This window comes from Streptomyces violaceoruber, from assembly GCF_033406955.1.
GTDB classification, from domain to species: Bacteria; Actinomycetota; Actinomycetes; order Streptomycetales; family Streptomycetaceae; genus Streptomyces; species Streptomyces violaceoruber.
This window is the reverse complement of record NZ_CP137734.1, coordinates 5,289,203-5,310,072: the sequence shown is the minus strand read 5'-3', so window position 1 is coordinate 5,310,072 and position 20,870 is coordinate 5,289,203. Positions and strand designations below refer to the sequence as shown.

At 70.0% G+C, this 20,870-nt stretch carries 25 protein-coding genes, 1 tRNA gene and 1 riboswitch; of the genes, 8 read left to right on the top strand and 18 right to left on the bottom strand.

From position 1 onward, the window contains the following. Positions 1-17 precede the first annotated feature (17 nt). From R2E43_RS23725 to R2E43_RS23715, 3 genes are read right to left on the bottom strand one after another with little or no spacing between them, the layout of a single operon-like run. On the bottom strand, positions 18-1,067 hold the full coding sequence (locus R2E43_RS23725; protein WP_332056540.1) for an ABC transporter ATP-binding protein: 1,050 nt from the start codon (positions 1,065-1,067) through the stop codon (positions 18-20). A 23-nt stretch (positions 1,068-1,090) separates the two neighbouring features. After that, positions 1,091-1,969, bottom strand: a complete 879-nt coding sequence (locus tag R2E43_RS23720) for an ABC transporter permease (RefSeq protein ID WP_381771581.1) — start codon at positions 1,967-1,969, stop codon at positions 1,091-1,093. Further along, positions 1,962-2,768 (bottom strand): ABC transporter permease, encoded by an 807-nt coding sequence (locus R2E43_RS23715; protein ID WP_003975914.1) that lies wholly within the window; start codon positions 2,766-2,768, stop codon positions 1,962-1,964. The genes R2E43_RS23720 and R2E43_RS23715 overlap by 8 nt, the downstream gene beginning before the upstream one ends. 193 nt (positions 2,769-2,961) lie before the next feature. Between R2E43_RS23715 and R2E43_RS23710 the strand changes: the two genes are divergently transcribed. After that, positions 2,962-5,418, top strand: a complete 2,457-nt coding sequence (locus R2E43_RS23710; protein WP_173943963.1) for a transglycosylase domain-containing protein — start codon at positions 2,962-2,964, stop codon at positions 5,416-5,418. Here the strand turns inward: R2E43_RS23710 and R2E43_RS23705 are convergent. The 3 genes from R2E43_RS23705 to R2E43_RS23695 all read right to left on the bottom strand — a co-directional run bounded on the left by R2E43_RS23705 (position 5,412) and on the right by R2E43_RS23695 (position 6,605). Beyond that, a complete protein-coding gene (locus R2E43_RS23705) occupies positions 5,412-5,732 on the bottom strand; it encodes a DMT family transporter (RefSeq protein WP_003975912.1) in 321 nt (106 codons plus the stop codon). The genes R2E43_RS23710 and R2E43_RS23705 overlap by 7 nt on opposite strands. Before the next feature lie 31 nt (positions 5,733-5,763). Then, positions 5,764-5,831, bottom strand: a riboswitch (guanidine-III (ykkC-III) riboswitch). Positions 5,832-5,892: 61 nt separating this feature from the next. Further along, positions 5,893-6,249 carry a GroES family chaperonin gene (locus R2E43_RS23700; RefSeq protein ID WP_003975911.1) on the bottom strand — a complete coding sequence of 119 codons (357 nt, stop codon included), beginning with the start codon at positions 6,247-6,249 and terminating at the stop codon, positions 5,893-5,895. Between the two features lie 23 nt (positions 6,250-6,272). Further along, the gene (locus R2E43_RS23695) at positions 6,273-6,605 is read right to left on the bottom strand and encodes a DUF3618 domain-containing protein (RefSeq protein ID WP_003975910.1); all 333 of its coding nucleotides are present in this window, start codon (positions 6,603-6,605) and stop codon (positions 6,273-6,275) included. A 94-nt stretch (positions 6,606-6,699) separates the two neighbouring features. Between R2E43_RS23695 and bcp the strand changes: the two genes are divergently transcribed. Together bcp and R2E43_RS23685 are read left to right on the top strand one after the other, a co-directional pair. Continuing rightward, complete coding sequence (bcp, locus tag R2E43_RS23690) at positions 6,700-7,167, top strand: thioredoxin-dependent thiol peroxidase (RefSeq protein ID WP_003975909.1); 468 nt, start codon at positions 6,700-6,702, stop codon at positions 7,165-7,167. A gap of 42 nt (positions 7,168-7,209) precedes the next feature. Further along, positions 7,210-7,296 (top strand) — tRNA-Leu (locus R2E43_RS23685). A gap of 16 nt (positions 7,297-7,312) precedes the next feature. Here the strand turns inward: R2E43_RS23685 and rdgB are convergent. From rdgB to R2E43_RS23665, 4 genes are all read right to left on the bottom strand, one after another. Next, on the bottom strand, positions 7,313-7,915 hold the full coding sequence (gene rdgB / locus R2E43_RS23680) for an RdgB/HAM1 family non-canonical purine NTP pyrophosphatase (protein ID WP_332056539.1): 603 nt from the start codon (positions 7,913-7,915) through the stop codon (positions 7,313-7,315). 46 nt (positions 7,916-7,961) lie between these two features. Then, positions 7,962-8,366 carry a hypothetical protein gene (locus R2E43_RS23675; protein ID WP_003975907.1) on the bottom strand — a complete coding sequence of 135 codons (405 nt, stop codon included), beginning with the start codon at positions 8,364-8,366 and terminating at the stop codon, positions 7,962-7,964. Between the two features lie 157 nt (positions 8,367-8,523). Further along, complete coding sequence (rph, locus tag R2E43_RS23670) at positions 8,524-9,261, bottom strand: ribonuclease PH (RefSeq protein ID WP_332056538.1); 738 nt, start codon at positions 9,259-9,261, stop codon at positions 8,524-8,526. Between the two features lie 76 nt (positions 9,262-9,337). Further along, positions 9,338-9,571, bottom strand: a complete 234-nt coding sequence (locus R2E43_RS23665) for a glucose PTS transporter subunit EIIB (protein WP_003975905.1) — start codon at positions 9,569-9,571, stop codon at positions 9,338-9,340. Positions 9,572-9,729: 158 nt separating this feature from the next. On the opposite strand from R2E43_RS23665, the gene R2E43_RS23660 reads away from it, so the two are divergent. Both R2E43_RS23660 and R2E43_RS23655 read left to right on the top strand, forming a co-directional pair. After that, positions 9,730-11,025, top strand: coding sequence for a PTS transporter subunit EIIC (locus R2E43_RS23660; RefSeq protein WP_011028656.1), 1,296 nt, complete (start codon positions 9,730-9,732; stop codon positions 11,023-11,025). Positions 11,026-11,251: 226 nt separating this feature from the next. Beyond that, positions 11,252-12,502 carry a PTS transporter subunit EIIC gene (locus R2E43_RS23655; protein WP_011028657.1) on the top strand — a complete coding sequence of 417 codons (1,251 nt, stop codon included), beginning with the start codon at positions 11,252-11,254 and terminating at the stop codon, positions 12,500-12,502. A gap of 94 nt (positions 12,503-12,596) precedes the next feature. Here the strand turns inward: R2E43_RS23655 and R2E43_RS23650 are convergent, their stop codons facing one another. After that, positions 12,597-13,349: an MBL fold metallo-hydrolase gene (locus R2E43_RS23650; protein WP_003975902.1), complete on the bottom strand. Its 753-nt coding sequence runs from the start codon at positions 13,347-13,349 to the stop codon at positions 12,597-12,599. Positions 13,350-13,553: 204 nt separating this feature from the next. On the opposite strand from R2E43_RS23650, the gene R2E43_RS23645 reads away from it, so the two are divergent. Continuing rightward, positions 13,554-13,721 (top strand): hypothetical protein, encoded by a 168-nt coding sequence (locus tag R2E43_RS23645; protein WP_011028658.1) that lies wholly within the window; start codon positions 13,554-13,556, stop codon positions 13,719-13,721. 48 nt (positions 13,722-13,769) lie between these two features. Here the strand turns inward: R2E43_RS23645 and R2E43_RS23640 are convergent, their stop codons facing one another. The 7 genes from R2E43_RS23640 to clpS form a co-directional block, all read right to left on the bottom strand. After that, positions 13,770-14,720: a PLP-dependent cysteine synthase family protein gene (locus tag R2E43_RS23640; protein WP_003975900.1), complete on the bottom strand. Its 951-nt coding sequence runs from the start codon at positions 14,718-14,720 to the stop codon at positions 13,770-13,772. 6 nt (positions 14,721-14,726) lie between these two features. Next, the gene (locus R2E43_RS23635; protein ID WP_003975899.1) at positions 14,727-15,005 is read right to left on the bottom strand and encodes a MoaD/ThiS family protein; all 279 of its coding nucleotides are present in this window, start codon (positions 15,003-15,005) and stop codon (positions 14,727-14,729) included. Between the two features lie 99 nt (positions 15,006-15,104). Continuing rightward, on the bottom strand, positions 15,105-15,200 hold the full coding sequence (locus R2E43_RS23630) for a putative leader peptide (protein ID WP_309546867.1): 96 nt from the start codon (positions 15,198-15,200) through the stop codon (positions 15,105-15,107). 79 nt (positions 15,201-15,279) lie between these two features. Further along, positions 15,280-15,702: a Mov34/MPN/PAD-1 family protein gene (locus R2E43_RS23625; protein ID WP_003975898.1), complete on the bottom strand. Its 423-nt coding sequence runs from the start codon at positions 15,700-15,702 to the stop codon at positions 15,280-15,282. 167 nt (positions 15,703-15,869) lie between these two features. Then, the gene (locus R2E43_RS23620; protein WP_011028661.1) at positions 15,870-17,297 is read right to left on the bottom strand and encodes an amino acid permease; all 1,428 of its coding nucleotides are present in this window, start codon (positions 17,295-17,297) and stop codon (positions 15,870-15,872) included. Positions 17,298-17,648: 351 nt separating this feature from the next. Then, positions 17,649-18,257: a DUF2017 domain-containing protein gene (locus R2E43_RS23615; protein WP_003975896.1), complete on the bottom strand. Its 609-nt coding sequence runs from the start codon at positions 18,255-18,257 to the stop codon at positions 17,649-17,651. Positions 18,258-18,310: 53 nt separating this feature from the next. Continuing rightward, positions 18,311-18,628: an ATP-dependent Clp protease adapter ClpS gene (gene clpS, locus R2E43_RS23610; RefSeq protein WP_003975895.1), complete on the bottom strand. Its 318-nt coding sequence runs from the start codon at positions 18,626-18,628 to the stop codon at positions 18,311-18,313. A 190-nt stretch (positions 18,629-18,818) separates the two neighbouring features. Here clpS and R2E43_RS23605 point away from each other — a divergent pair, with 190 nt between their 5' ends. Then, positions 18,819-20,165, top strand: coding sequence for a nicotinate phosphoribosyltransferase (locus tag R2E43_RS23605; RefSeq protein WP_011028662.1), 1,347 nt, complete (start codon positions 18,819-18,821; stop codon positions 20,163-20,165). 105 nt (positions 20,166-20,270) lie between these two features. Then, entirely contained in the window at positions 20,271-20,858 is a 588-nt protein-coding gene (locus R2E43_RS23600; protein ID WP_003975893.1) for a nicotinamidase, read from the top strand. Positions 20,859-20,870 lie beyond the last annotated feature (12 nt).

The window sequence follows — 20,870 nt, the reverse complement described above, 5'->3', positions numbered from 1 at the left end:
GGTGACCGCGCCGGACACTACGCGCCCGCGCGTTCCGCGTACATCTTCGCGATCACCGACTCGATGTCCGGCTCCCGCACCGACAGGTCCACCAGCGGATACCGGGCCGCGATCCCCGCCGCCAGCCCCGCCGCCGACTCCGACGCCGGGAACGCCAGCCACTGGCGCGGCCCCTCCACCCGCACCACCCGGGCCGGCTCCGGCGCCTCGATCGGCGGCAACTCCCGCTCCAGGTCCACCACCAGGGTGCGTTCGCTCTCCCCCGCCTCGTGCAGGCCCTCCAGCCGGCCGTCGTACATCAGCCGCCCGTGGTCGATGACCATCACGCGCGAGCAGAGCTGCTCGATGTCCTGGAGATCGTGCGTGGTCAGCAGCACCGTCGTGCCGCGCTCGGCGTTCAAGTCCAGTAGGAAACCCCGCACCTTGGCCTTGGACACCACGTCCAGGCCGATCGTCGGCTCGTCCAGGTACAGCACCTCCGGGTCGTGCAGCAGTGCCGCCGCGATGTCGCCGCGCATCCGCTGCCCCAGGGAGAGTTGCCGCACCGGCACGTCGAGCAGCTCCTGGAGCTGGAGGAGTTCGACACAGCGGTCCAGGTTCTCGCGGTAACGGGCGTCCGGGATGCGGTACATGCGGTGCATCAGCCGGTAGGAGTCGATCAGCGGCAGGTCCCACCACAGCGTCGTCCGCTGCCCGAACACCACCCCGATGCGGTGCGCCAGCCGGATCCGCTCCCGGGACGGGTCGATGCCCGCCACCCGCAGCCGGCCGCCGCTCGGCGTCAGGATGCCGGTGAGCATCTTGATCGTCGTCGACTTCCCGGCGCCGTTCGGGCCGATGTAGCCGACCATCTCGCCGCGCGACACCGTGAACGACAGCCCGTCCACCGCCCGCACCTGCCGCCGCTCGCGCTTCAGGAAGCCCGTCTTCCTGCGCACGTCGAAGACCTTCTCGACGCCGTCCAGCTCGATGAAGGCGTCGGCCTCCGCCTCCGCCGCGGCCTCCGCCCCCGCCGCGGTACCCGGTCCCGGTCCCGCCGGGTCCGCCGCCTCCGCCGTCCTCGCCATGTCCGCCCTCTCCATCGGCTCCCTCAGCTCCCCGTACTCCGGTACGAACGCAGGCCCGCCCGCCAGGCCAGCCCCGCCAGGGCACAGCAGGCCGCGGCCGCGAGCGGCGGCGTGAACGCCACCCACCCGGGCAGGTCCAGCGGATACGGCCGCCCCAGCACATAGCTCGCCGGCAGCCAGTTCACGAACGCCAGCGGCAGCACGAACGTCGCCCCGCGCACCAGGTCGAGCGCGAACACGGTCGGCGGGTACTGCAGCATCGTCGTACCGCCGTAGGTGAAGGCGTTGGCCACCTCCGAGGCGTCCTGCGCCGCGAACTGGAACGCCCCCGCCGCCACGAACACCGCGCAGAAGATCCCCGCCCCGCTGATCAGCGCCACCGGCAGCAGCAGCACCTTCGCCGCCGTCCAGTCGATGTCGACGACCACCAGCGCGTACCCGAGCACCAGCAGCCCCTGCACCACCCGGCCGAGCCGGCGCAGCGCGAACCGGTCCGCCGCCACCTGCGCCAGCACCGGCGCCGGACGCACCAGCAGCGTGTCCAGCGTGCCGTCGCGCACCCGGCGGCCCAGCCGTTCCATGGAGCCGATCGCCAGGTCGGCCAGCCCGAACGACACCCCCGACAACCCGTACAGGAACGCCACCTCGGGCAGCGAGTAGCCGCCCAGCGCGTCCACCCGGGAGAACATCAGCAGGATCGCCACGAAGTCCAGCGCGGTCATCGCGAAGTTCCCGAACGCCGTCAGCGCGAACGACGTCCGGTACGCCATCGTCGACCTGATCCACATCCCGGCGATCAGCCCGTACGCGCGCACCCCCTCGACGACGCGCCCGCGCCGTACCCCCGTCCGGGCCGCCTCGGCCGCCTCCGCCGCCTCGGCCGTCTCTGCCACCTCAGCCACCCTGGACCACCACCCGTCGCGTCGCCGCCGACTGCACCAGCCGCCCCAGCGCCAGCAGCGCCACCGCCCAGGACGCCTGGAACAGATACGTCCCCAGCGGATCCGCCTCCCCCAGCAGCACGTCCGCCGGACCCTGGAGCAACGACGACCACGGCAGCGCCCGCACCACGTCGCCGAGCACGCCCGGGAACACGTTCAGCGGCAGCAGCATCCCCGAGCAGAACAGCCCCGCCAGCCACGCCATCTGCGTCACCCCGGTGCCGTCGAGCAGCCAGAACGCCGACAGCGCCACCAGATAGCGCAGCGCGAATCCCACCACCATCGCCAACACCACCGCCACCAGGAACGCCGCCCACACGGACACCTCCCGGGGCAGCGCCACCGGGAAGAACAGCGACCCGAACACGAACGGCACCACCCCGCGGCCCAGCAACTGGAACACCGCCCGCCCCACGTCCGCCGCCAGCCACCACAGCTGAAGATCCGCCGGACGGTACAGATCGACGGCGACATCACCCGTACGGATGCGCTCCATCAACTCGTCCTCGAACCCGCCGCCCCCGATCGCCAGCGCCGCCAGCAGCGCCTGCCCCAGCCACACGAACGTCACGGCCTGCGCCTGGTCGTATCCTCCGAGCTGCGGCTTCTCGTCCCACAGGGCCAGATAGGTGTAAACCAGGATCAAACCGAAGACCGTATTGGTGAACACCCCGGCGGCGGTGGCCGCCCGATACGTCGCGTACCGTCGGAATCCCCCCGCCGCGACGGCCACGTACAACCGCCCCGAGCCCGCACTCACAGCCCTCCCCCTCCGACCGGCACCAAAGCGCAGGAGCCTAGTGCGCCCCCGGGGCCCCTGCCACGGAATTTCACGGGTGTGCCGTCGGGTGGGAACGGAACCCGCGGTGCGAGAGTCTTCACCAGAAGAAACTCAGACGTTCCGAAAACCGTACGAAGCGAAGCAGAAGCCGAAACAGGAGTCCGTGCACGAGATGAGCGACGAGCCGCAGCCGCAGCCCCCGAACCAGGGCTGGGCCCCGAGAGAGCCCCAGGCGGCCGGCGAGGGGCAGACGGGGGAACAGGCGACGCCCGGAACGCCCGCGGAACCCGGGAAGGCGAAGAAGCCCAAGCGGCCCAAGCGCACCGGATGGCGCCGGCTGATCCCGACCTGGCGCATCGTGCTGAGCACCGTCGTCGTCGGCCTGCTGCTGATCGTCGGCGGCTTCTTCCTCGGCTACCACCTCGTGCAGATCCCCGCCGCCAACGCGCTCGCCACCAAGCAGTCCAACGTCTACCTGTACGCCGACGGCAGCGTCCTCGCCCGCGACGGCGAGGTCAACCGCGAGAGCGTCGGCCTCGCCCGCATCTCCAAGGACGCCCAGCACGCGGTCCTCGCCGCCGAGGACCGCGACTTCTACAGCGAGTCCGCCATCGACCCCATGGCGATGGTCCGGGCCGGCTGGAACACCGCCACCGGCAAGGGCAAGCAGTCCGGCTCCACCATCACCCAGCAGTACGTCAAGAACTACTACCTGGCCCAGGACCAGACCGTCACCCGCAAGGTGAAGGAGTTCTTCATCTCGATCAAGCTCGACCGGGAGAAGAGCAAGAGCGAGATCCTCGAGGGCTACCTCAACACCAGCTTCTTCGGCCGCGGCGCCTACGGCATCCAGGCCGCCGCCCAGGCCTACTTCGGCGTCGACGCCAAGGACCTCACCGCCGCCCAGGGCGCCTACCTCGCGTCCCTGCTCAACGCCCCCAGCCAGTACGACGTCGTCGCCCACCCCGAGAACCGGCCCGCCGCCGAGGCCCGCTGGAAGTACGTCATGAACGGCATGGCCGACAAGGGCTGGATCAGCCCCTCCGAGCGCGCCGCCGCGAAGTTCCCCAAGCCCAAGCAGTCCACCATCTCCACCAACATGTCCGGACAGCGCGGCTACGTCGTCAACATCGTCAAGAAGTACCTGATCGAGAACGACATCGTCGACGAGGAGGAACTCGGCCGCGGCGGCTACCGCATCACCACCACCCTCCAGAAGGACAAGCAGGACGCCTTCGTCAAGGCCGTCGACGACAAGCTGATGTCCCAGCTCGACAAGAAGGAACGCAAGGTCGACACCTACGTCCGCGCCGGCGGCGCCTCCGTCGACCCGAAGACCGGCAAGGTCGTCGCGATGTACAACGGCATCGACTACGTCAAGCAGTACACGCCCAACGCCGTCCGCCGTGACTTCCAGGTCGGCTCCACCTTCAAGCCCTTCGTGTTCACGTCCGCCGTGGAGAACCACTCCGAGACGCAGAGCGGACAGATGATCAACCCCAACACCCGCTACGACGGCACCAGCGAACGCCCCGTCCAGGGCTGGAGCGGCGGCCGCTACGCCCCGGAGAACGAGGACCACCGCGACTACGGCCACGTCACCGTCCGCGAGGCCACCGACAAGTCCATCAACGCCGTGTACGCCCAGATGGCCGTCGACGTCGGCTCCGACAAGGTCAAGCAGACCGCGATCGACCTCGGACTCTCCCCCGACACCCCCGAGCTGACCCCCTCCCCCTCCATCGCCCTCGGCGTCGCCACCGCCAGCCCCCTCGACATGGCCGAGGCCTACGCGACCCTCGCCAACCACGGCAGGCACAGCACCTACACGCTGGTCGAGAAGGTCATGAAGGACGGCAAGCAGGAGGTCGAGCTGCCCGAGCGGCGCGAGCACCAGGCCGTCAGCCGCGAGTCCGCCGACACCACCACGTCCGTCCTGCGCAGCGTCGTCCAGAACGGCACCGCCACCGCCGCCCAGGCCGCCGGGCGCCCCGCCGCGGCCAAGACCGGCACCGCCGAGGAGGACACCGCCGCCTGGTTCGCCGGCTACACCCCCGACCTGGCCACCGTCGTCGCCGTCATGGGCCAGGACCCGAAGACCGCCGCCCACAAGCCCCTGTACGGCGCCATGGGCCTCGCCCGTATCAACGGCGGCGGCGCCCCCGCCGAGATCTGGAGCCAGTACACCCGCAACGCCCTCAAGGGCGAACCGGCCGCCGACTTCGACCTCCAGCTCCAGGACGGCGCCGACGTCACCGCGCCCCCGAGCAGCGACGCCTCGGACGAACCGGGCGACGGCGACGAGAGCGGCAGCGGCGAGGCCTCCGACGGGCCGGGCGACGCCGACGAGGACGGCACCGGCTCCGAAACCCCCGGCGACTCCGACAGCGGCAGCACCCCGCCCGGCGACGACGGCGGCACCGAGTCCGACCCCCCGTCGACCGGCGGCGGGACCCCCTCCACCGGCGGCCCCAGCACCGAGCCGGGCCCCACGGGCGGCGGCGACTCGGGCGGCGACGACTCCTCGAACGGCGGCACGGGGCCGGGCGGCGGAGACACCGACGGCGCGGGCGGCGGGGACTCGAACACCGGATTCCCCGGCATCCCCGTCACACCCAGGCGTCAGTGACCGGAGGTCGCCTTGAGACCCACCACGGCGACCAGCAGCAGACAGATGAAGAAGATCCGGGCGGCGGTCGCCGGCTCCCCCAGCACCACCATGCCGAGCACCGCCGCCCCGGCCGCACCGATCCCCACCCACACGCCGTAGGCGGTACCGATGGGCAGCGTCCGCGCCGCGTACGACAGCAGCATCATGCTCGCGACGATCCCGGCACCGGTGAACACGCTCGGCCACAGCCGGGTGAAACCGTCGGTGTACTTCATCCCGATCGACCAGCCGACCTCGAGCAGACCGGCGACGAACAACAGAACCCACGCCATGACGGGCACCTCCGTGAACGAACTGAACGGTGGTGCGTCGTCTTTGCCTTCAGCCCGGTACGGCGCGTCTCGTCGGGGTGCTTCCCAAGGTAGCAAAGGCAGGGGAAAGGGGCTGGTGACCTTGATCACCAGCCCCTGAAGTCCGACCTGGACCCGTGATTCAGAGATACAGCCCGGTGGAGTCCTCCGACCCCTCGAACCGGTCCGCCGCCACGGCGTGCAGATCACGCTCGCGCATGAGCACGTAGCCCACACCCCGCACCTCGACCTCGGCACGGTCCTCCGGGTCGTACAGCACCCGGTCGCCCGGCTCCACGGTCCGTACGTTCTGACCGACCGCGACCACCTCGGCCCAGGCCAGCCGCTTGCCGACGGCCGCCGTCGCGGGGATCAGGATGCCGCCCCCCGAACGCCGCTCGCCCTCGCCGGTGTCCTGCCGCACGAGCACGCGGTCGTGCAGCATCCGGATGGGCAGCTTGTCGTCCTGGGGACCGTGCTCGTTTCTCTTGGCGCTCACGCCCTGAACCTACCTGCCCGCGCTCAGCGCTTCCGCCGCCGGGTGCCGCCCAGGGCGAGCAGCCCCACGACCCCGGCCACCACCAGCGCGACGGGCACGACCCGCTCCATCCGCGGGGCGCCCTGCTCGTCCACGAACTGCGCCTTCACGTCGCTCACCACCCGATTGACCTGGACGTACGCCCGGCCCAGCGTGTGATCGACACTGGAGGCGACCTTGGCCTTCGCATCGTCGACGATCGTCTTCGGGTGCACCCGCATCCCGAGCTCGTCGAGCGTCTCGGCCAGCACCTCGCGGCGGCGCTTGATGTCCGCCTCGATCTGCGCCGGGGTCCTGATGTCCGACGTGTCCGCCACCGTACGCCTCCGAAGTCCGCTCTGACGCTGTCCCGGACAGTCTGTCAGCTCCGGGCCCCGCCGCACTGTCAGGACCCCCCGTTACGCTGGATCGATGAGCGAGCGACTCCAGCCCGGGGACCCGGCCCCCGCCTTCACCCTCCCGGACGCCGACGGCAACGAGGTGTCCCTGTCCGACCACCAGGGCCGCAAGGTCATCGTCTACTTCTACCCTGCCGCGCTTACCCCCGGCTGCACGAAGCAGGCCTGCGACTTCACGGACAACCTGGAGCTGCTGACCGGCGCCGGGTACGACGTCATCGGCATCTCCCCCGACAAGCCGGAGAAGCTGGCCAAGTTCCGCGAGGCCGAGTCCCTGAAGGTCACCCTCCTCGCCGACCCGGACAAGAAGGTCCTCGACGCGTACGGCGCCTTCGGCGAGAAGAAGAACTACGGCCGCACCTACATGGGCGTCATCCGCTCCACGATCGTCGTCGACGAACAGGGCAAGGTCGAACGCGCCCTGTACAACGTCCGCGCCACCGGCCACGTGGCCAAGATCATCAAGGACTTGGGGATCTGACGGCGCTGCCCGACCAGTAGCATGGCCGGGCAGCAGCGCCGGGCGGCCGTGGTGGAATTGGCAGTCACGCTGGGTTTAGGTCCCAGTGGGGTAACTCCCGTGAGGGTTCGAGTCCCTCCGGCCGCACCAGTACGTTTTCCGATGCTCAGCCGAGCAGCTCGCGCACGACCGGCACCAGCGCCCGGAACGCCTTGCCGCGGTGGCTGATCGCGTTCTTCTCCGCCGCCGTCAGTTCCGCGCAGGTGCGCGTCTCGCCCTCCGGCTGGAGGATCGGGTCGTAGCCGAAGCCGCCCGTGCCGGCGGGGGCGTGGCGGAGGGTGCCCTTCAGTTGGCCCTCGACCACTCGCTCCGTGCCGTCGGGGAGGGCCAGGGCCGCCGCGCAGGCGAAGTGGGCGCCCCGGTGTTCGTCGGCGATGTCGGCGATCTGGGCGAGGAGGAGGTCGAGGTTGGCCTGGTCGTCGCCGTGGCGGCCGGCCCAGCGGGCGGAGAAGATGCCGGGGGCGCCGTTCAGGACGTCGACGCAGAGGCCGGAGTCGTCGGCGACGGCGGTCAGGCCGGTGGCCTCGGCGAGGGCGTGGGCCTTGAGGAGGGCGTTCTCGGCGAAGGTGACGCCGGTTTCCTTGACGTCGGGGATGTGCGGGTAGGCGTCCGCGCCGACGAGGTCGTGGGGCAGGCCCGCGTCGGCGAGGATGGCCCTCAGTTCGGTGATCTTTCCGGCGTTGCGGGTGGCGAGGATGAGGCGGGTCATGGGGGCCAGTATTCCGGACCCCCTACCCGGTCCGACCGAGCCCTCCCTACGGCGTGCAGACCTTCGTCAGTTCGCCCGCCGCGTCGGTGACGGGGCTGAGGTCCGGGGTCTCGTCGCCGTTCTCCACCGAGGTGCGGACGTTGTCGACGGCCTTGCCGAGGTCGTCGACGGCCTTGTTGACGTCGGTGTTGTCGGTCTGGTCGCCGATCCTGTCGAGGTTCTTGTCGATGGAGTTGAGGGATTCCTCCCACTGGGTGGGGTCGTCCGCGTTCTCCACGGCCTGCTGCAGTTCGGTGACGCTGTCGGCTATCGCGTCGGCCGTGCGTACGCAGTCGAGCGCCTTGTCGACGGCGTCGCAGCCGGTGGTGAGGCCGGCCGTCAGGGCGATGGTCGCCACGGTGGCGACGGCGGTGACGGTGCGGCGAAGGCGGCGGTGACGGCTCGCGGCCATGGGTCTCGGTCCTCCCCTTGGGACAGGGCCGGGCGGCCCGTGTGCGGTGCGGCGTCGGGCGTACGGCAAGGTCTGCCGTACGCCCGTGGTGCTGTACTGCTAGGGACGCGCCCGCGGGCGGCCCAGTTGCCTGCCGTTGGCGTTCCCTTTACTCGCTTTACCTTTCGAGGGTCGCGTCGAGTGCCTTGCGCTGGAGTTCGGCGAGTTCCGTGCAGCCGGCGGTGGCGAGGTCGAGCAGGGTGTTGAGCTCGTCGCGGGCGAAGGGCTCGGCCTCGGCGGTGCCCTGGACCTCGACGAAGCGGCCGTCGCCGGTGCAGACGACGTTCATGTCGGTGTCGGCGCGGACGTCTTCCTCGTAGCGCAGGTCGAGGAGCGGGGTGCCGTCGACGATGCCGACGGAGACGGCGGAGACGGTGCCGGTGAGGGGCTTGCGGTTGGCCTTGATCAGCTTCCGGGCCTGGGCCCAGGCGACGGCGTCGGCGAGGGCGACGTAGGCGCCGGTGATGGCGGCGGTGCGGGTGCCGCCGTCGGCCTGGAGGACGTCGCAGTCCAGGACGACGGTGTTCTCGCCGAGTGCCTTGTAGTCGATGACGGCGCGCAGGGACCGGCCGATGAGGCGGCTGATCTCGTGGGTGCGGCCGCCGATGCGGCCCTTGACGGATTCGCGGTCGCCGCGGGTGTTGGTGGCGCGGGGAAGCATGGCGTACTCGGCGGTGACCCAGCCTTCGCCGCTGCCCTTGCGCCAGCGGGGGACGCCTTCGGTGACGGAGGCGTTGCAGAGGACCTTGGTGTCGCCGAAGGAGACGAGGACGGAGCCTTCGGCGTGCTTGCTCCAGCCGCGTTCGATGGTGACGGGGCGGAGCTGCTGGGGGGTGCGGCCGTCGATTCGTGACATGCGGGTGAGCCTAGCGGCCCATGGGGAAGGGGCCCGTCCCGGAGTGGGAAAGGCCCCTTGCCGGTGAGCCGGTGGCTCACATCATGTCTTCGATCTCCGCCGCGATCGGGTCGGCGTCGGTGCCGATGACGACCTGGATGGCGGTGCCCATCTTGACGACGCCGTGGGCGCCGGCGGCCTTGAGGGCGGCTTCGTTGACCAGCGCGGGGTCGTTGACCTCGGTGCGGAGTCGGGTGATGCAGCCTTCGATCTCGTCGATGTTGTCGATGCCGCCGAGGCCGGCGACGATCTTCTCAGCCTTGCTGGCCATGTTCGTTCTCCCTGATCCGGACCGCTTTGTCGCAGTAACCCACAGTTGGCCCATCTTCGCGAGCCATCGTGCGGTGCGTACCGAATGATGGCGTCACGACGGCGGTGCCGTCTGTCAACTGGTCTACACCAGTGTACCGGCGACCGGATGGAGACCGGATGAGTGCCGACAGCGCGGTCAGCCCCGCTCGCGCCCGTTGGAACACGGCGTTCCAAGGGTTGCAGAAGATGGGTCGCTCTCTTCAGTTGCCCATCGCGGTCCTGCCCGCCGCCGGCATTCTCAACCGGCTGGGGCAGCCGGACGTGTTCGGGGACGACGGTCTGGGCTGGACGAACGTCTCGAAGGTGATGACGGGCGCGGGCGGCGCGCTGCTCGACGGGTCGCTGGGGCTGCCGCTGCTGTTCTGCGTGGGCGTGGCCATCGGGATGGCGAAGAAGGCGGACGGTTCGACGGCGCTCGCCGCGGTGGCGGGGTTCCTCGTCTACTACAACGTGCTGCGGCAGTTTCCGGAGGACTGTCCGGAGGGGTCGAAGGTGGTCCCGCAGATCGGTTGCCAGGTGACCGACGGTTCGGGCGAGGTGACGGCGTTCGTCTTCCAGAATCCGGGGGTGTTCGGCGGCATCGTGATGGGGTTGCTGACGGCGTACTTCTGGCAGCGTTTCCACCGGACGAGGCTGGTGGACTGGCTGGGCTTCTTCAACGGCCGCCGGCTGGTGCCGATCATCATGGCGTTCGTGGCGATCGTGTTCGCGGCGCTGTGCCTGTGGGTGTGGCCGCCGATCGGTGACGCGCTGGAGAGCTTCAGCGACTGGCTGAACGGGATCGGCGCGTGGGGCGCGGGGGTGTTCGGGCTGGCGAACCGGGCGTTGCTGGTGATCGGTCTGCACCAGTTCCTGAACGTGCCCATGTGGTTCCAGTTCGGTTCGTACACGAAGCCGGACGGCACGGTGGTGCACGGCGACATCAACATGTTCCTGGCGGGCGACCCGGACGCGGGTCAGTTCACGACCGGCTTCTTCCCGATCATGATGTTCGCGCTGCCGGCGGCGGCGCTGGCGATCACGCACTGCGCGAAGCCGCACCGGCGCAAGGAGGTCGGCGGCCTGATGCTGTCGGTGGGGCTGACGTCGTTCGTGACGGGGATCACGGAGCCGCTGGAGTACTCGTTCCTGTTCATCGCTCCCCTCCTGTACGCGGCGCACGCGGTGCTGACGGGTGTGTCGATGGCGGTGACGTGGGCGCTGGGGGTGAAGGACGGGTTCAGCTTCTCGGCGGGGCTGATCGACTACGTCATCAACTGGAACCTGGCGACGAAGCCGTGGCTGATCATTCCGATCGGGCTGTGTTTCGCGGTGGTGTACTACGTGGTCTTCCGGTTCGCGATCACGAAGTTCGATCTGAAGACCCCGGGGCGGGAACCGGAGGAGGACGTGGAGGACGTCACCAAGGTGTAGACCTCTCCCGTTCCTCACGTACCCTTTGGGAGTGGTCTCGCGAAGGCCCTCGGACCGTCGGTCCGGGGGCCTTCTCCGCGCGCTCCCGCGCCTGTGATCAGGGGACTTGGCCGGTACTGCGCGTAGCGGCCCGGTCGCGGAATCACGGGTTCCTTACGCCGCCTTCATCGTGCTACAACAGGTCTACACCACTGAGTGGTGTAGACCACCACCCGATGGAGGAAGCATGAGCACCGCCACCGACACGGCGGCCCCCGCAAAGAAGCGGGGATCCGGTCTTTTCCAGGGGCTGCAGAAGGTAGGACGCAGCCTCCAGCTCCCGATCGCCGTTCTTCCGGCGGCGGGCATCATGGTCCGGCTCGGCCAGGACGACATCTTCGGCAAGGACGGCCTCGGCTGGGACAAGGTCGCCGCGGTCTTCAACAACGCGGGCGGTGCCCTCACCGGCTCGCTGCCGATCCTGTTCTGCATAGGCGTGGCCATCGGCTTCGCCAAGAAGGCCGACGGCTCGACCGCGCTGGCCGCGGTGGTCGGCTTCCTCGTCTACAGCAAGGTGCTCGAGGCCTTCCCGGTCACCGAGGCGGTGGTCCAGGACGGCGCGGACGTCGCCGCGACCTACAACGACCCGGGGGTGCTCGGCGGCATCATCATGGGTCTGCTCGCCGCCGTGCTGTGGCAGCGGTACCACCGCAAGAAGCTGGTGGACTGGCTCGGCTTCTTCAACGGCCGCCGCCTGGTGCCGATCATCATGGCCTTCGTCGGCATCGTCGTGGGTGTCTTCTTCGGTCTGGTCTGGGAGCCCATCGGCGACGGCATCTCGAACTTCGGCGAGTGGATGACCGGCCTCGGCTCCGGCGGCGCGGCCCTCTTCGGTGGTGTGAACCGCGCGCTGATCCCGGTCGGCATGCACCAGTTCGTGAACACGGTGGCCTGGTTCCAGCTCGGTGACTTCACCAACTCCGCCGGCGACGTCGTGCACGGTGACATCACCCGCTTCCTGGCCGGTGACCCCTCCGCCGGCATCTTCCAGGCGGGCTTCTTCCCGATCATGATGTTCGGTCTGCCGGCCGCCGCCCTGGCCATGGCGCACACCGCCCGCCCGGAGCGCCGCAAGGCCGTCCTCGGCATGATGATCTCCCTGGCCGCGACCTCGTTCGTGACCGGTGTGACCGAGCCGATCGAGTTCTCGTTCATGTTCATCGCGCCGGTCCTGTACGTGCTGCACGCGGTGCTCACCGCGATCTCGATGGCGATCACGTGGGGCCTGGGTGTGCACGCCGGGTTCAACTTCTCGGCCGGTTTCATCGACTACGCCCTGAACTGGCACCTCGCGACCAAGCCATGGCTGATCATCCCGATCGGTCTGGTGTTCGCGGCGATCTACTACGTGACGTTCCGTTTCGCGATCGTCAAGTTCAACCTGAAGACCCCGGGCCGCGAGCCCGAGGAGGAGGTCGAGGACCTCACCAAGGCGTGAGCCCCGGCCGTACGGCGTGACGAAGGCCCCGGAACCGCGGAGGTTCCGGGGCCTTTTGCGCTGCCGTGCCGCGGGTGCCGCCGGTGTCGCGGGCTCAGATCTCGTACACCGCGCCCGCGGCGGCGACCTCCACCGTCCCGTCGTACACCTCGCGCGCGTCGGCCAGGTTGACCGCGGGGTCGGTCCACGGGGGGATGTGGGTGAGCACCAGGCGCCGGGCGCCGGCCCGGGCGGCGCTCTGGCCCGCCTCGCGTCCGTTGAGGTGCAGGTCGGGGATGTTCTCCTTGCCGTGCGTGAAGGCGGCCTCGCACAGGAACAGGTCGGTGTCGCGGGCGAGTTCGTCCAGCACGGGGGTGGCGCCCGTGTCGCCGGAGTACGTCAGTGAACGGCCGCCGTGCTCGACGCGGACGGCGTAGGCCTCCACGGGGTGGGCGACGCGCTCGGTGTGCACGGTGAACGGTCCGACCTCGAAGGTGGACGGCTTGACCGTGTGGAAGTCGAACACCTCGCTCATGGAGGAGGCGGACGGGGTGTCGGCGTAGGCGGTGGTCAGCCGGTGCTCGGTGCCCTCGGGTCCGTAGACCGGGAGCGGGGCACAGCGGCCGCCGTCGTGCCGGTAGTAGCGCGCCACGAAGTAGGCGCACATGTCGATGCAGTGGTCGGCGTGCAGATGGCTGAGGAAGATCGCGTCGAGGTCGTAGAGACCGCAGTGGCGCTGCAGCTCGCCGAGGGCGCCGTTGCCCATGTCGAGGAGCAGCCGGAAGCCGTCGGCCTCGACGAGGTAGCTCGAGCAGGCCGATTCCGCGGACGGGAACGACCCCGAGCAGCCGACGACGGTGAGCTTCATGAAGCAGAAACCTCCGCTGGCGCGTGTGGAGAGACGGGGGTCGTGCGGTCCGTCGAGCGTAAGGCGCAAAACCTGCGGTCGCTCCTCCGCCAGGGGCCGTTGTGGGCGAACTCACCTGTGGGATCACCGGTTCGGCTGGAAGCGGGGAGTGCGGGGCCACGGAAGGGGCGCGCGGCTGGGGCGTGCGCCGGTACCGTCGTCGGTATGGACACGTCCTGGTGGCTCGTCTTCGCGGCGGTGGTGCTGCTCGCGCTCGTGGCGACGCTCGTCGACGGCTGGGGCCGGGGCGGGCGGCCCCGCGGCCGGGGACGGCGGCCCCCGGAAGGGCGGGACGAGCGGGACGGGCCCGGCGGGCGGGGGCCCGAAAACTGAAGCGCCCCGCGACGCGTACGTCGCGGGGCGGTTCGCCGGGAGGAGCCGTCAGGCCCAGAGCTGGCCGTGCAGGGTCTCGATGGCCGCCTCGGTCGTCTCGGCGGTGTAGACGCCGGTCGACAGGTACTTCCAGCCGCCGTCGGCGACGACGAACACGATGTCCGCGCTCTCCCCCGCCTTGACCGCCTTCTTCCCGACGCCGATCGCGGCGTGCAGGGCGGCGCCGGTGGAGACGCCCGCGAAGATGCCCTCCTGCTGGAGCAGCTCGCGGGTGCGGGTGACCGCGTCGGCGGAGCCCACCGAGAAGCGGGTGGTGAGGACGGAGGCGTCGTACAGCTCGGGGACGAAGCCCTCGTCGAGGTTGCGCAGGCCGTAGACCAGGTCGTCGTAGCGCGGTTCGGCGGCGACGATCTTCACGTCCGGCTTGTGCTCGCGCAGGTAGCGGCCGACGCCCATCAGCGTCCCCGTCGTTCCCAGGCCCGCGACGAAGTGCGTGACCGACGGCAGGTCGGCGAGGATCTCGGGGCCGGTGCCGGCGTAGTGGGCGCCCGCGTTGTCCGGGTTGCCGTACTGGTAGAGCATCACCCAGTCCGGGTGTTCGGCGGAGAGTTCCTTGGCGACGCGTACGGCGGTGTTGGAGCCGCCCGCGGCCGGGGAGGAGATGATCTCCGCGCCCCACATGGTGAGCAGGTCCCGGCGTTCCTGGGAGGTGTTCTCGGGCATGACGCAGACGATGCGGTAGCCCTTGAGCCTGGCGGCCATGGCCAGGGAGATGCCGGTGTTTCCGCTGGTCGGCTCCAGGATGGTGCAGCCCTGGGTGAGACGGCCGTCCTTCTCGGCCTGCTCGATCATGTGGAGCGCGGGGCGGTCCTTGATCGAGCCGGTCGGGTTGCGGTCCTCCAGCTTGGCCCAGATGCGGACGTCGTCGGACGGCGACAGCCGCGGCAGGCGCACCAGGGGGGTGTTGCCCACCGCGGCCAGCGGGGAGTCGTAGCGCATCGGCGATCAGGCCATGCCGCCGGCGACCGCCGGCAGGATCGTGATGCTGTCGCCGTCGGTGAGCTTGGTGTCGATGCCGTCCAGGAAGCGGACGTCCTCGTCGTTGAGGTAGACGTTGACGAAGCGGCGCAGCTGCTCGCCGTCGACGATGCGGGCCTGGATGCCCGTGTGCCGGGTCTCGAGGTCGGCGAAGAGCTTGGCGAGGGTGTCCCCGGAGCCCTCCACCGCCTTCTGGCCGTCGGTGTACTGGCGGAGGATGGTCGGGATGCGGACCTCGATGGCCATGGCTGAGGGCTCCTGTCGGAAGTTTGTCGTGGGTTCTGAGGGCGCGCGGCGGCACACGTCAGCACGCCGCGGCTCACGGCCGTACGGCGGCGACGAAGATCAACAGATGGCGCTTTTCAGCCTGCACAGGTCGACGTGCAGGCGCGCCACGAGCAGCGTGCCCGGCGCCTTTTCGCTCACGTCGAGGAGAACCATGGGCTCATCGTATCGATTCCCGGTCCGGCTTCCGGAGTGTGATCTCACCTGATGGACTCATTCCGTCCGAAGCGCGAGATCAGTACGCCTCGACAACCTTGACCTCCTCCTCCGTGACCTCTCCCGCCACGATGCGGAACGAGCGGAACTGGAACTCGCCGGCACCGTCGGTGTCCGCGGTGGAGACGAGGACGTAGTGGGCGCCGGGCTCGTTGGCGTAGGTGATGTCCGTGCGGGAGGGGTGGGCCTCGGTGGCGGTGTGGGAGTGGTAGATGACCACCGGTTCCTCGTCCCGGTCGTCCATCTCGCGGTAGAGCTTGAGCAGGTCCTGCGAGTCGAACTCGTAGAACGTGGGCGAGCGGGCCGCGTTGAGCATGGGGATGAACCGCTCGGGGCGGCCCTCGCCGGCGGGACCGGCCACCACGCCGCACGCCTCGTCGGGGTGGTCCTCGCGCGCGTGGGCGACGATCTGGTCGTACAGGGCCTGTGTGATGGTCAGCATGCGGCCAGGATAAGCAAACGGGCTCCCCCGTACCGGTGGGTGGTACGGGGGAGCCCACATGCCGGACATCCTGAGCGGTGGCCGCAGGGAAGGCCACGAGCGTCCCCGGTGGCCGGATGTCCTGGTGTGCGCGCGAAGGCGCTGGTCAGCGGCGCTCGACGGGCCTGTCAGCCGATCTTCTCGAACTCCGGCTCGCCGGGCCGCTCGGTGATCTGCGGGTTGCGGCTCTTGAGCACCGCCCAGCCGATTCCGAGGGCGGCGGCCCAGCCGGCCATCACGTACAGGCAGACGCGGGCGTCGGCGTCGTAGGCGATGAGGCAGGTGACGAAGAGGAGGAAGGCGATGGCGATGTAGGAGCACACCGAGCCGCCGGGCGCCGGGAAGGAGGAGGCGGGCAGGCGGCCCGCGACGACCTTGCGGCGGTAGCGCACGTGGCTGATCAGGATCATCAGCCAGGTCCAGATGCCGGCGGCGGTGGCGACGGAGGTGACGTAGCCGAAGGCCTTCTCCGGGACGAGGTAGTTCAGGACCACGCCGATGGCCATGAAGACCACCGAGACGGCGATGCCGATGGCCGGGGTCTTCGTCGAGGACAGCTTGTTGAAGATCCTGGGCGCCTCGCCGTTGTCCGCGAGGGTGCGCAGCATCCGGCCCGTGGAGTACATGCCGGAGTTGCAGGAGGACAGGGCGGCGGTGAGCACCACGAAGTTGACGATGCCCGCGCCGGCCGGGATGCCGATGACCGCGAAGGCCTCCACGAAGGGGCTGACGCCCTCGGCGAACTCGGTCCACTTGACCACCGCCAGGATGACGGTGAGGGCGCCGACGTAGAAGAGGGCGATGCGCCAGGGCAGGGTGTTGATCGCCTTGGGGAGGGTCTTCTCCGGGTTCTCGGACTCACCGGCGGTGACGCCGACCAGCTCTACGGCGAGGTAGGCGAACATGACGCCCTGGAGGGTCATCAGGGACGAGCCGATGCCCTTGGGGAAGAAGCCGTCGAACTCCCACAGGTTGGAGACGGCGGCGGTGTCGCCGGCCTGGCTGAAGCCGAGGGTGAGCACCCCGACGCCGATCACGATCATGCCGATGATGGCGGTGACCTTGACCATCGAGAACCAGAACTCGATCTCGCCGAACAGCTTCACCGAGATCAGGTTGGCCACGAACAGCAGGACCAGGAAGACCAGGGCCGAGACCCATTGCGGGATGTCCGGGAACCAGTAGTGGATGTAGATGGCGGCGGCGGTGAGTTCCGCCATGCCGGTGACCACCCACATCAGCCAGTACGTCCAGCCGGTGAAGTAACCGAAGAAGGGGCCGAGGAACTCGCGCGAGTACTCGGCGAAGGAGCCGGAGACGGGTCGGTAGAGGAGCAGCTCGCCGAGCGCCCGCATGATGAAGAAGATGATCACACCCGCGAGGGCGTACATGAGGATGATGCTGGGGCCGGCCTTGGCGATGTTGGCCCCGGCGCCCAGGAAGAGACCGACGCCGATGGCGCCGCCGATCGCGATCATCTGGACCTGGCGGCTGTTGAGACCGCGCTCGTAGCCCTCTTCGGGGGCCTTGTCCGTGTCGACCTGCGCAGAGGTCATGTGTGGTGCGCCTTTCTCCATGCCGACCCGGGCCTTGACTCGGCCGCGGATCGGGTCTCGATCCCCCCGGATGATGGAGCTGAGCGGGCCTCACATCCCGCTCGGTGCCTGGCCGGCGGTCTGCCGGCTCGGTGGCGCACCCGGCCGAACATTCGGGTGGTGTTCGCCGGGCGGTCGTGAAGATTTACCACGACGGCGGCGCTGATCACAGGGGTGGACTGTGACGTGTCACACAGGTAGAAGCGGACGAAAGCCGCACCTCCGGGACAAAGGAGGCGCGGCTTTGACGGGATCGTTATCCGGATTTGAGGCCCCGCTGAGCGGACACGGAGAGTGGCGAAACGGTCTCGTTCAGGGCATAAGGGTCGCGACGAGCGACTCCTGGAGCCCGCCGAGCCACAGGTAGGCCATCACCATCGGCTTACGCGGGTCCTCGTCCGGGAGCCGGTAGAGCAGGTCGGTGTCGTCCTCGTCGGCGATCTCCAGGCGGGAGCCGATCGCCAGGCGCAGGTCGTTCAGGGCGCGCAGCCACTGCTGGGACTCCTGGGGCGACAGTTTCAGCACCGCGCCCTCTTCGCCCGCCGACGCCGAGGAGAGGGTGTCCAGGGTGCGGACCACCGCCAGCGCGTTGTCCCGCTTGCCGGCCCTGAGGTCGTTCTCGGTGTAGCGGCGGAACTCCGCGGAGTGCGCCCGCTGCTCCTCGGCCTCCCGGGCCTGCGGGGCGCCCTCGGGGTCGCCGTAGGCGTCCGGGAACAGGCGGCGCAGCACCGGGTCGGAGGGCGGCTCGCTCGGGCCCTCGGCGAACAGCTCGGCGAGCGGGTCGTCGGAGGCGTCCTCGGCGGGCCCGGGGCCGATCAGCTCCAGGAGCTGCACGGCCAGCGAGCGGATGATGGAGATCTCGACGTCGTCGAGGGCGACGGCCGCGCCGCCGCCGGGGAGCGGTTCGAATTGTCCGGGCATGAAGGCGATTCAGCTGCTTCCGTCCTGCGGGCGGGCATGGGTCGTTTCCGGGCTCATTTCCGGTCCTGCTGGAGGGTGGCCCACAGGCCGTAGCCGTGCATGGCCTGTACGTCCCGTTCCATCTCCTCCCGGCTGCCGCTGGAGACGACCGCCCGGCCCTTGTGGTGGACGTCCATCATGAGCTTGGTGGCCTTGTCCTTGGAGTAGCCGAAGTACGACTGGAAGACGTACGTCACGTAGCTCATGAGGTTGACGGGATCGTTGTGGACGATCGTCACCCAGGGCACGTCGGGCTCGGGTACGGCGAAGACCTCCTCCGCCGACTCGGTCTTCTCGATCTCCATGGGTGCGGCTGCCGTCACACAGCCCATGCTGCCACCACAGGGGGGCACCCGCACAAACGGGCCTGTGGCGGGCGTCACCGGAGCCGGACGGACATCGAAATCGTCAGAGTGACGAAATGGGGGTACGATCCGTCGTATGCCGCCTACACCGGGGGACGACCCCCGGACCCCCGGCCGCATCGGGGGCAACCGGCACGTGATGGCTAGGAGAAGTTTCGTGGACGTAGCGGATCTTGGGCTGCCGGTGGACGTCCCCTCGACGGCGCTCTTCACGGACCAGTACGAGCTGACCATGCTGCGGGCGGCCCTGAAGGCCGGTACGGCCGGGCGGCGGAGCGTGTTCGAGGTCTTCACCCGGCGGCTGCCGGACGGCCGCCGCTACGGCGTGGTGGCGGGCACCGGGCGGGTGCTGGACGCGGTGGAGAACTTCCGCTTCGACGCGGACGTACTGCGTTTCCTGCGCGAGCAGGACATCGTCGACGAGGAGACCCTGGACTGGCTCGCCCAGTACCGGTTCAGCGGCGACATCTGGGGCTACCCCGAGGGCGAGGTGTACTTCCCGGGCTCGCCGATCATGCGGGTGGAGGGCACCTTCGGCGAGTGCGTGCTGCTGGAGACGGTGATCCTCTCCATCCTCAACCACGACTCCGCGATCGCGGCCGCCGCCTCCCGCATGTCCTCCGCCGCCGGACCGCGCCCGCTGATCGAGATGGGCGCCCGCCGCACCCACGAGCTGGCCGCCGTGGCCGCCGCCCGCTCGGCCTACGTCGGCGGTTTCGCGACCACCTCCGACCTGGCCGCCGGCTTCCGCTACAACATCCCCACCGTCGGCACCTCCGCGCACGCCTTCACGCTGCTGCACGACAACGAGCGGGACGCCTTCCGCGCCCAGGTGGATGCGCTGGGCCGGGACACCACGCTCCTGGTGGACACCTACGACGTCGCCGAGGCGGTCCGCACGGCCGTGGAGGTGGCCGGGCCCGAGCTGGGCGCGGTGCGCATCGACTCCGGCGACCTGCTGCTCGTCGCCCACCGGGTGCGCCAGCAGCTCGACGAGCTGGGCGCTACGGAGACCAAGATCGTCGTGACCTCGGACCTGGACGAGTACGCCATCGCCTCGCTGGCGGCGGCGCCCGTGGACGCCTACGGCGTCGGCACCCAGCTGGTGACCGGCTCCGGGCACCCGACGGCCTCGATGGTCTACAAGCTGGTCGCCCGCGCCGAGTCCGGCGCGGAGGGGGCGCCGCTGGTGCCGGTGGCCAAGAAGTCCAGCGGCGGCAAGACCTCCGTCGGCGGCCGCAAGTGGGCCGCGCGGCGCCTGGACGCGGACGGGCACGCGGAGGCCGAGGTGGTCGGCACCGGACCGGTGCCCGACGCGCTGGCCGACCGGCAGCTCCTGGTCGAGCTGGTCAAGGGCGGCGAGGTCGTCGCCCGCGAGCCGCTGGACGCCGCCCGGGACCGGCACGCGGCCGCCCGCGCCAACCTCCCGCTGTCCGCCACCCAGCTCTCCCGAGGGGAACCCGTCATTCCGACGGAGTACGCGCACGGGGGGTCGGGTAGCTAAAGCTGGTGCGGTCCCACAAGGGCCGAATCAGCCCCGTCCGTCCCGCCACTCCCGCTCCCGCCGACCCTCCCGACCCACAGCCGACCCAGCCGAAGGACACCGACCATGCGCCGCGCCTTGATCGTCGTTGACGTGCAGAACGACTTCTGCGAGGGAGGCAGCCTCGCGGTGTCCGGCGGTGCCGACGTGGCCGCCGCCATCACCGAGCTGATCGGGCAGGCGCCCGCCGGCTACCGCCACGTCGTGGCCACCCGCGACCACCACGTGGCGCCGGGCGGCCACTTCGCCGACAACCCGGACTACGTCCACTCCTGGCCGGCGCACTGCGTGGCCGGCACCGAGGGGGTCGGCTTCCACCCGAACTTCGCCCCCGCCGTCGCCTCCGGCGCGATAGACGCCGTCTTCGACAAGGGCGCGTACGCGGCCGCCTACAGCGGCTTCGAGGGCGCCGACGAGAACGGCACCGGCCTCGCCGAGTGGCTGCGCTCGCGCGAGATCGACGAGGTCGACGTCGTGGGCATCGCCACCGACCACTGCGTGCGGGCCACCGCCCTGGACGCCGCCCGCGAGGGCTTCCGCACGCAGGTGCTGCTCGACCTGACCGCCGGGGTGGCCGCGGAGACCACCGAGCGGGCGCTGGAGGAGCTGCGGGAGGCGGGCGTGGAGCTGTCCGGCAAGCCGGTCGTGCAGTAGCCGGCTCTCCGC

Coding starts and splice junctions, on each gene's coding strand:
- R2E43_RS23725 (WP_332056540.1), bottom strand. CDS start 1,067: ATGGCGAGGACGGCGGAGGCGGCGGACCCGGCGGGACCGGGACCGGGT.
- R2E43_RS23710 (WP_173943963.1), top strand. CDS start 2,962: ATGAGCGACGAGCCGCAGCCGCAGCCCCCGAACCAGGGCTGGGCCCCG.
- R2E43_RS23705 (WP_003975912.1), bottom strand. CDS start 5,732: ATGGCGTGGGTTCTGTTGTTCGTCGCCGGTCTGCTCGAGGTCGGCTGG.
- bcp (WP_003975909.1), top strand. CDS start 6,700: ATGAGCGAGCGACTCCAGCCCGGGGACCCGGCCCCCGCCTTCACCCTC.
- rdgB (WP_332056539.1), bottom strand. CDS start 7,915: ATGACCCGCCTCATCCTCGCCACCCGCAACGCCGGAAAGATCACCGAA.
- R2E43_RS23675 (WP_003975907.1), bottom strand. CDS start 8,366: ATGGCCGCGAGCCGTCACCGCCGCCTTCGCCGCACCGTCACCGCCGTC.
- rph (WP_332056538.1), bottom strand. CDS start 9,261: ATGTCACGAATCGACGGCCGCACCCCCCAGCAGCTCCGCCCCGTCACC.
- R2E43_RS23665 (WP_003975905.1), bottom strand. CDS start 9,571: ATGGCCAGCAAGGCTGAGAAGATCGTCGCCGGCCTCGGCGGCATCGAC.
- R2E43_RS23660 (WP_011028656.1), top strand. CDS start 9,730: ATGAGTGCCGACAGCGCGGTCAGCCCCGCTCGCGCCCGTTGGAACACG.
- R2E43_RS23655 (WP_011028657.1), top strand. CDS start 11,252: ATGAGCACCGCCACCGACACGGCGGCCCCCGCAAAGAAGCGGGGATCC.
- R2E43_RS23650 (WP_003975902.1), bottom strand. CDS start 13,349: ATGAAGCTCACCGTCGTCGGCTGCTCGGGGTCGTTCCCGTCCGCGGAA.
- R2E43_RS23645 (WP_011028658.1), top strand. CDS start 13,554: ATGGACACGTCCTGGTGGCTCGTCTTCGCGGCGGTGGTGCTGCTCGCG.
- R2E43_RS23640 (WP_003975900.1), bottom strand. CDS start 14,720: ATGCGCTACGACTCCCCGCTGGCCGCGGTGGGCAACACCCCCCTGGTG.
- R2E43_RS23635 (WP_003975899.1), bottom strand. CDS start 15,005: ATGGCCATCGAGGTCCGCATCCCGACCATCCTCCGCCAGTACACCGAC.
- R2E43_RS23630 (WP_309546867.1), bottom strand. CDS start 15,200: ATGGTTCTCCTCGACGTGAGCGAAAAGGCGCCGGGCACGCTGCTCGTG.
- R2E43_RS23625 (WP_003975898.1), bottom strand. CDS start 15,702: ATGCTGACCATCACACAGGCCCTGTACGACCAGATCGTCGCCCACGCG.
- R2E43_RS23620 (WP_011028661.1), bottom strand. CDS start 17,297: ATGACCTCTGCGCAGGTCGACACGGACAAGGCCCCCGAAGAGGGCTAC.
- R2E43_RS23615 (WP_003975896.1), bottom strand. CDS start 18,257: ATGCCCGGACAATTCGAACCGCTCCCCGGCGGCGGCGCGGCCGTCGCC.
- clpS (WP_003975895.1), bottom strand. CDS start 18,628: ATGGGCTGTGTGACGGCAGCCGCACCCATGGAGATCGAGAAGACCGAG.
- R2E43_RS23600 (WP_003975893.1), top strand. CDS start 20,271: ATGCGCCGCGCCTTGATCGTCGTTGACGTGCAGAACGACTTCTGCGAG.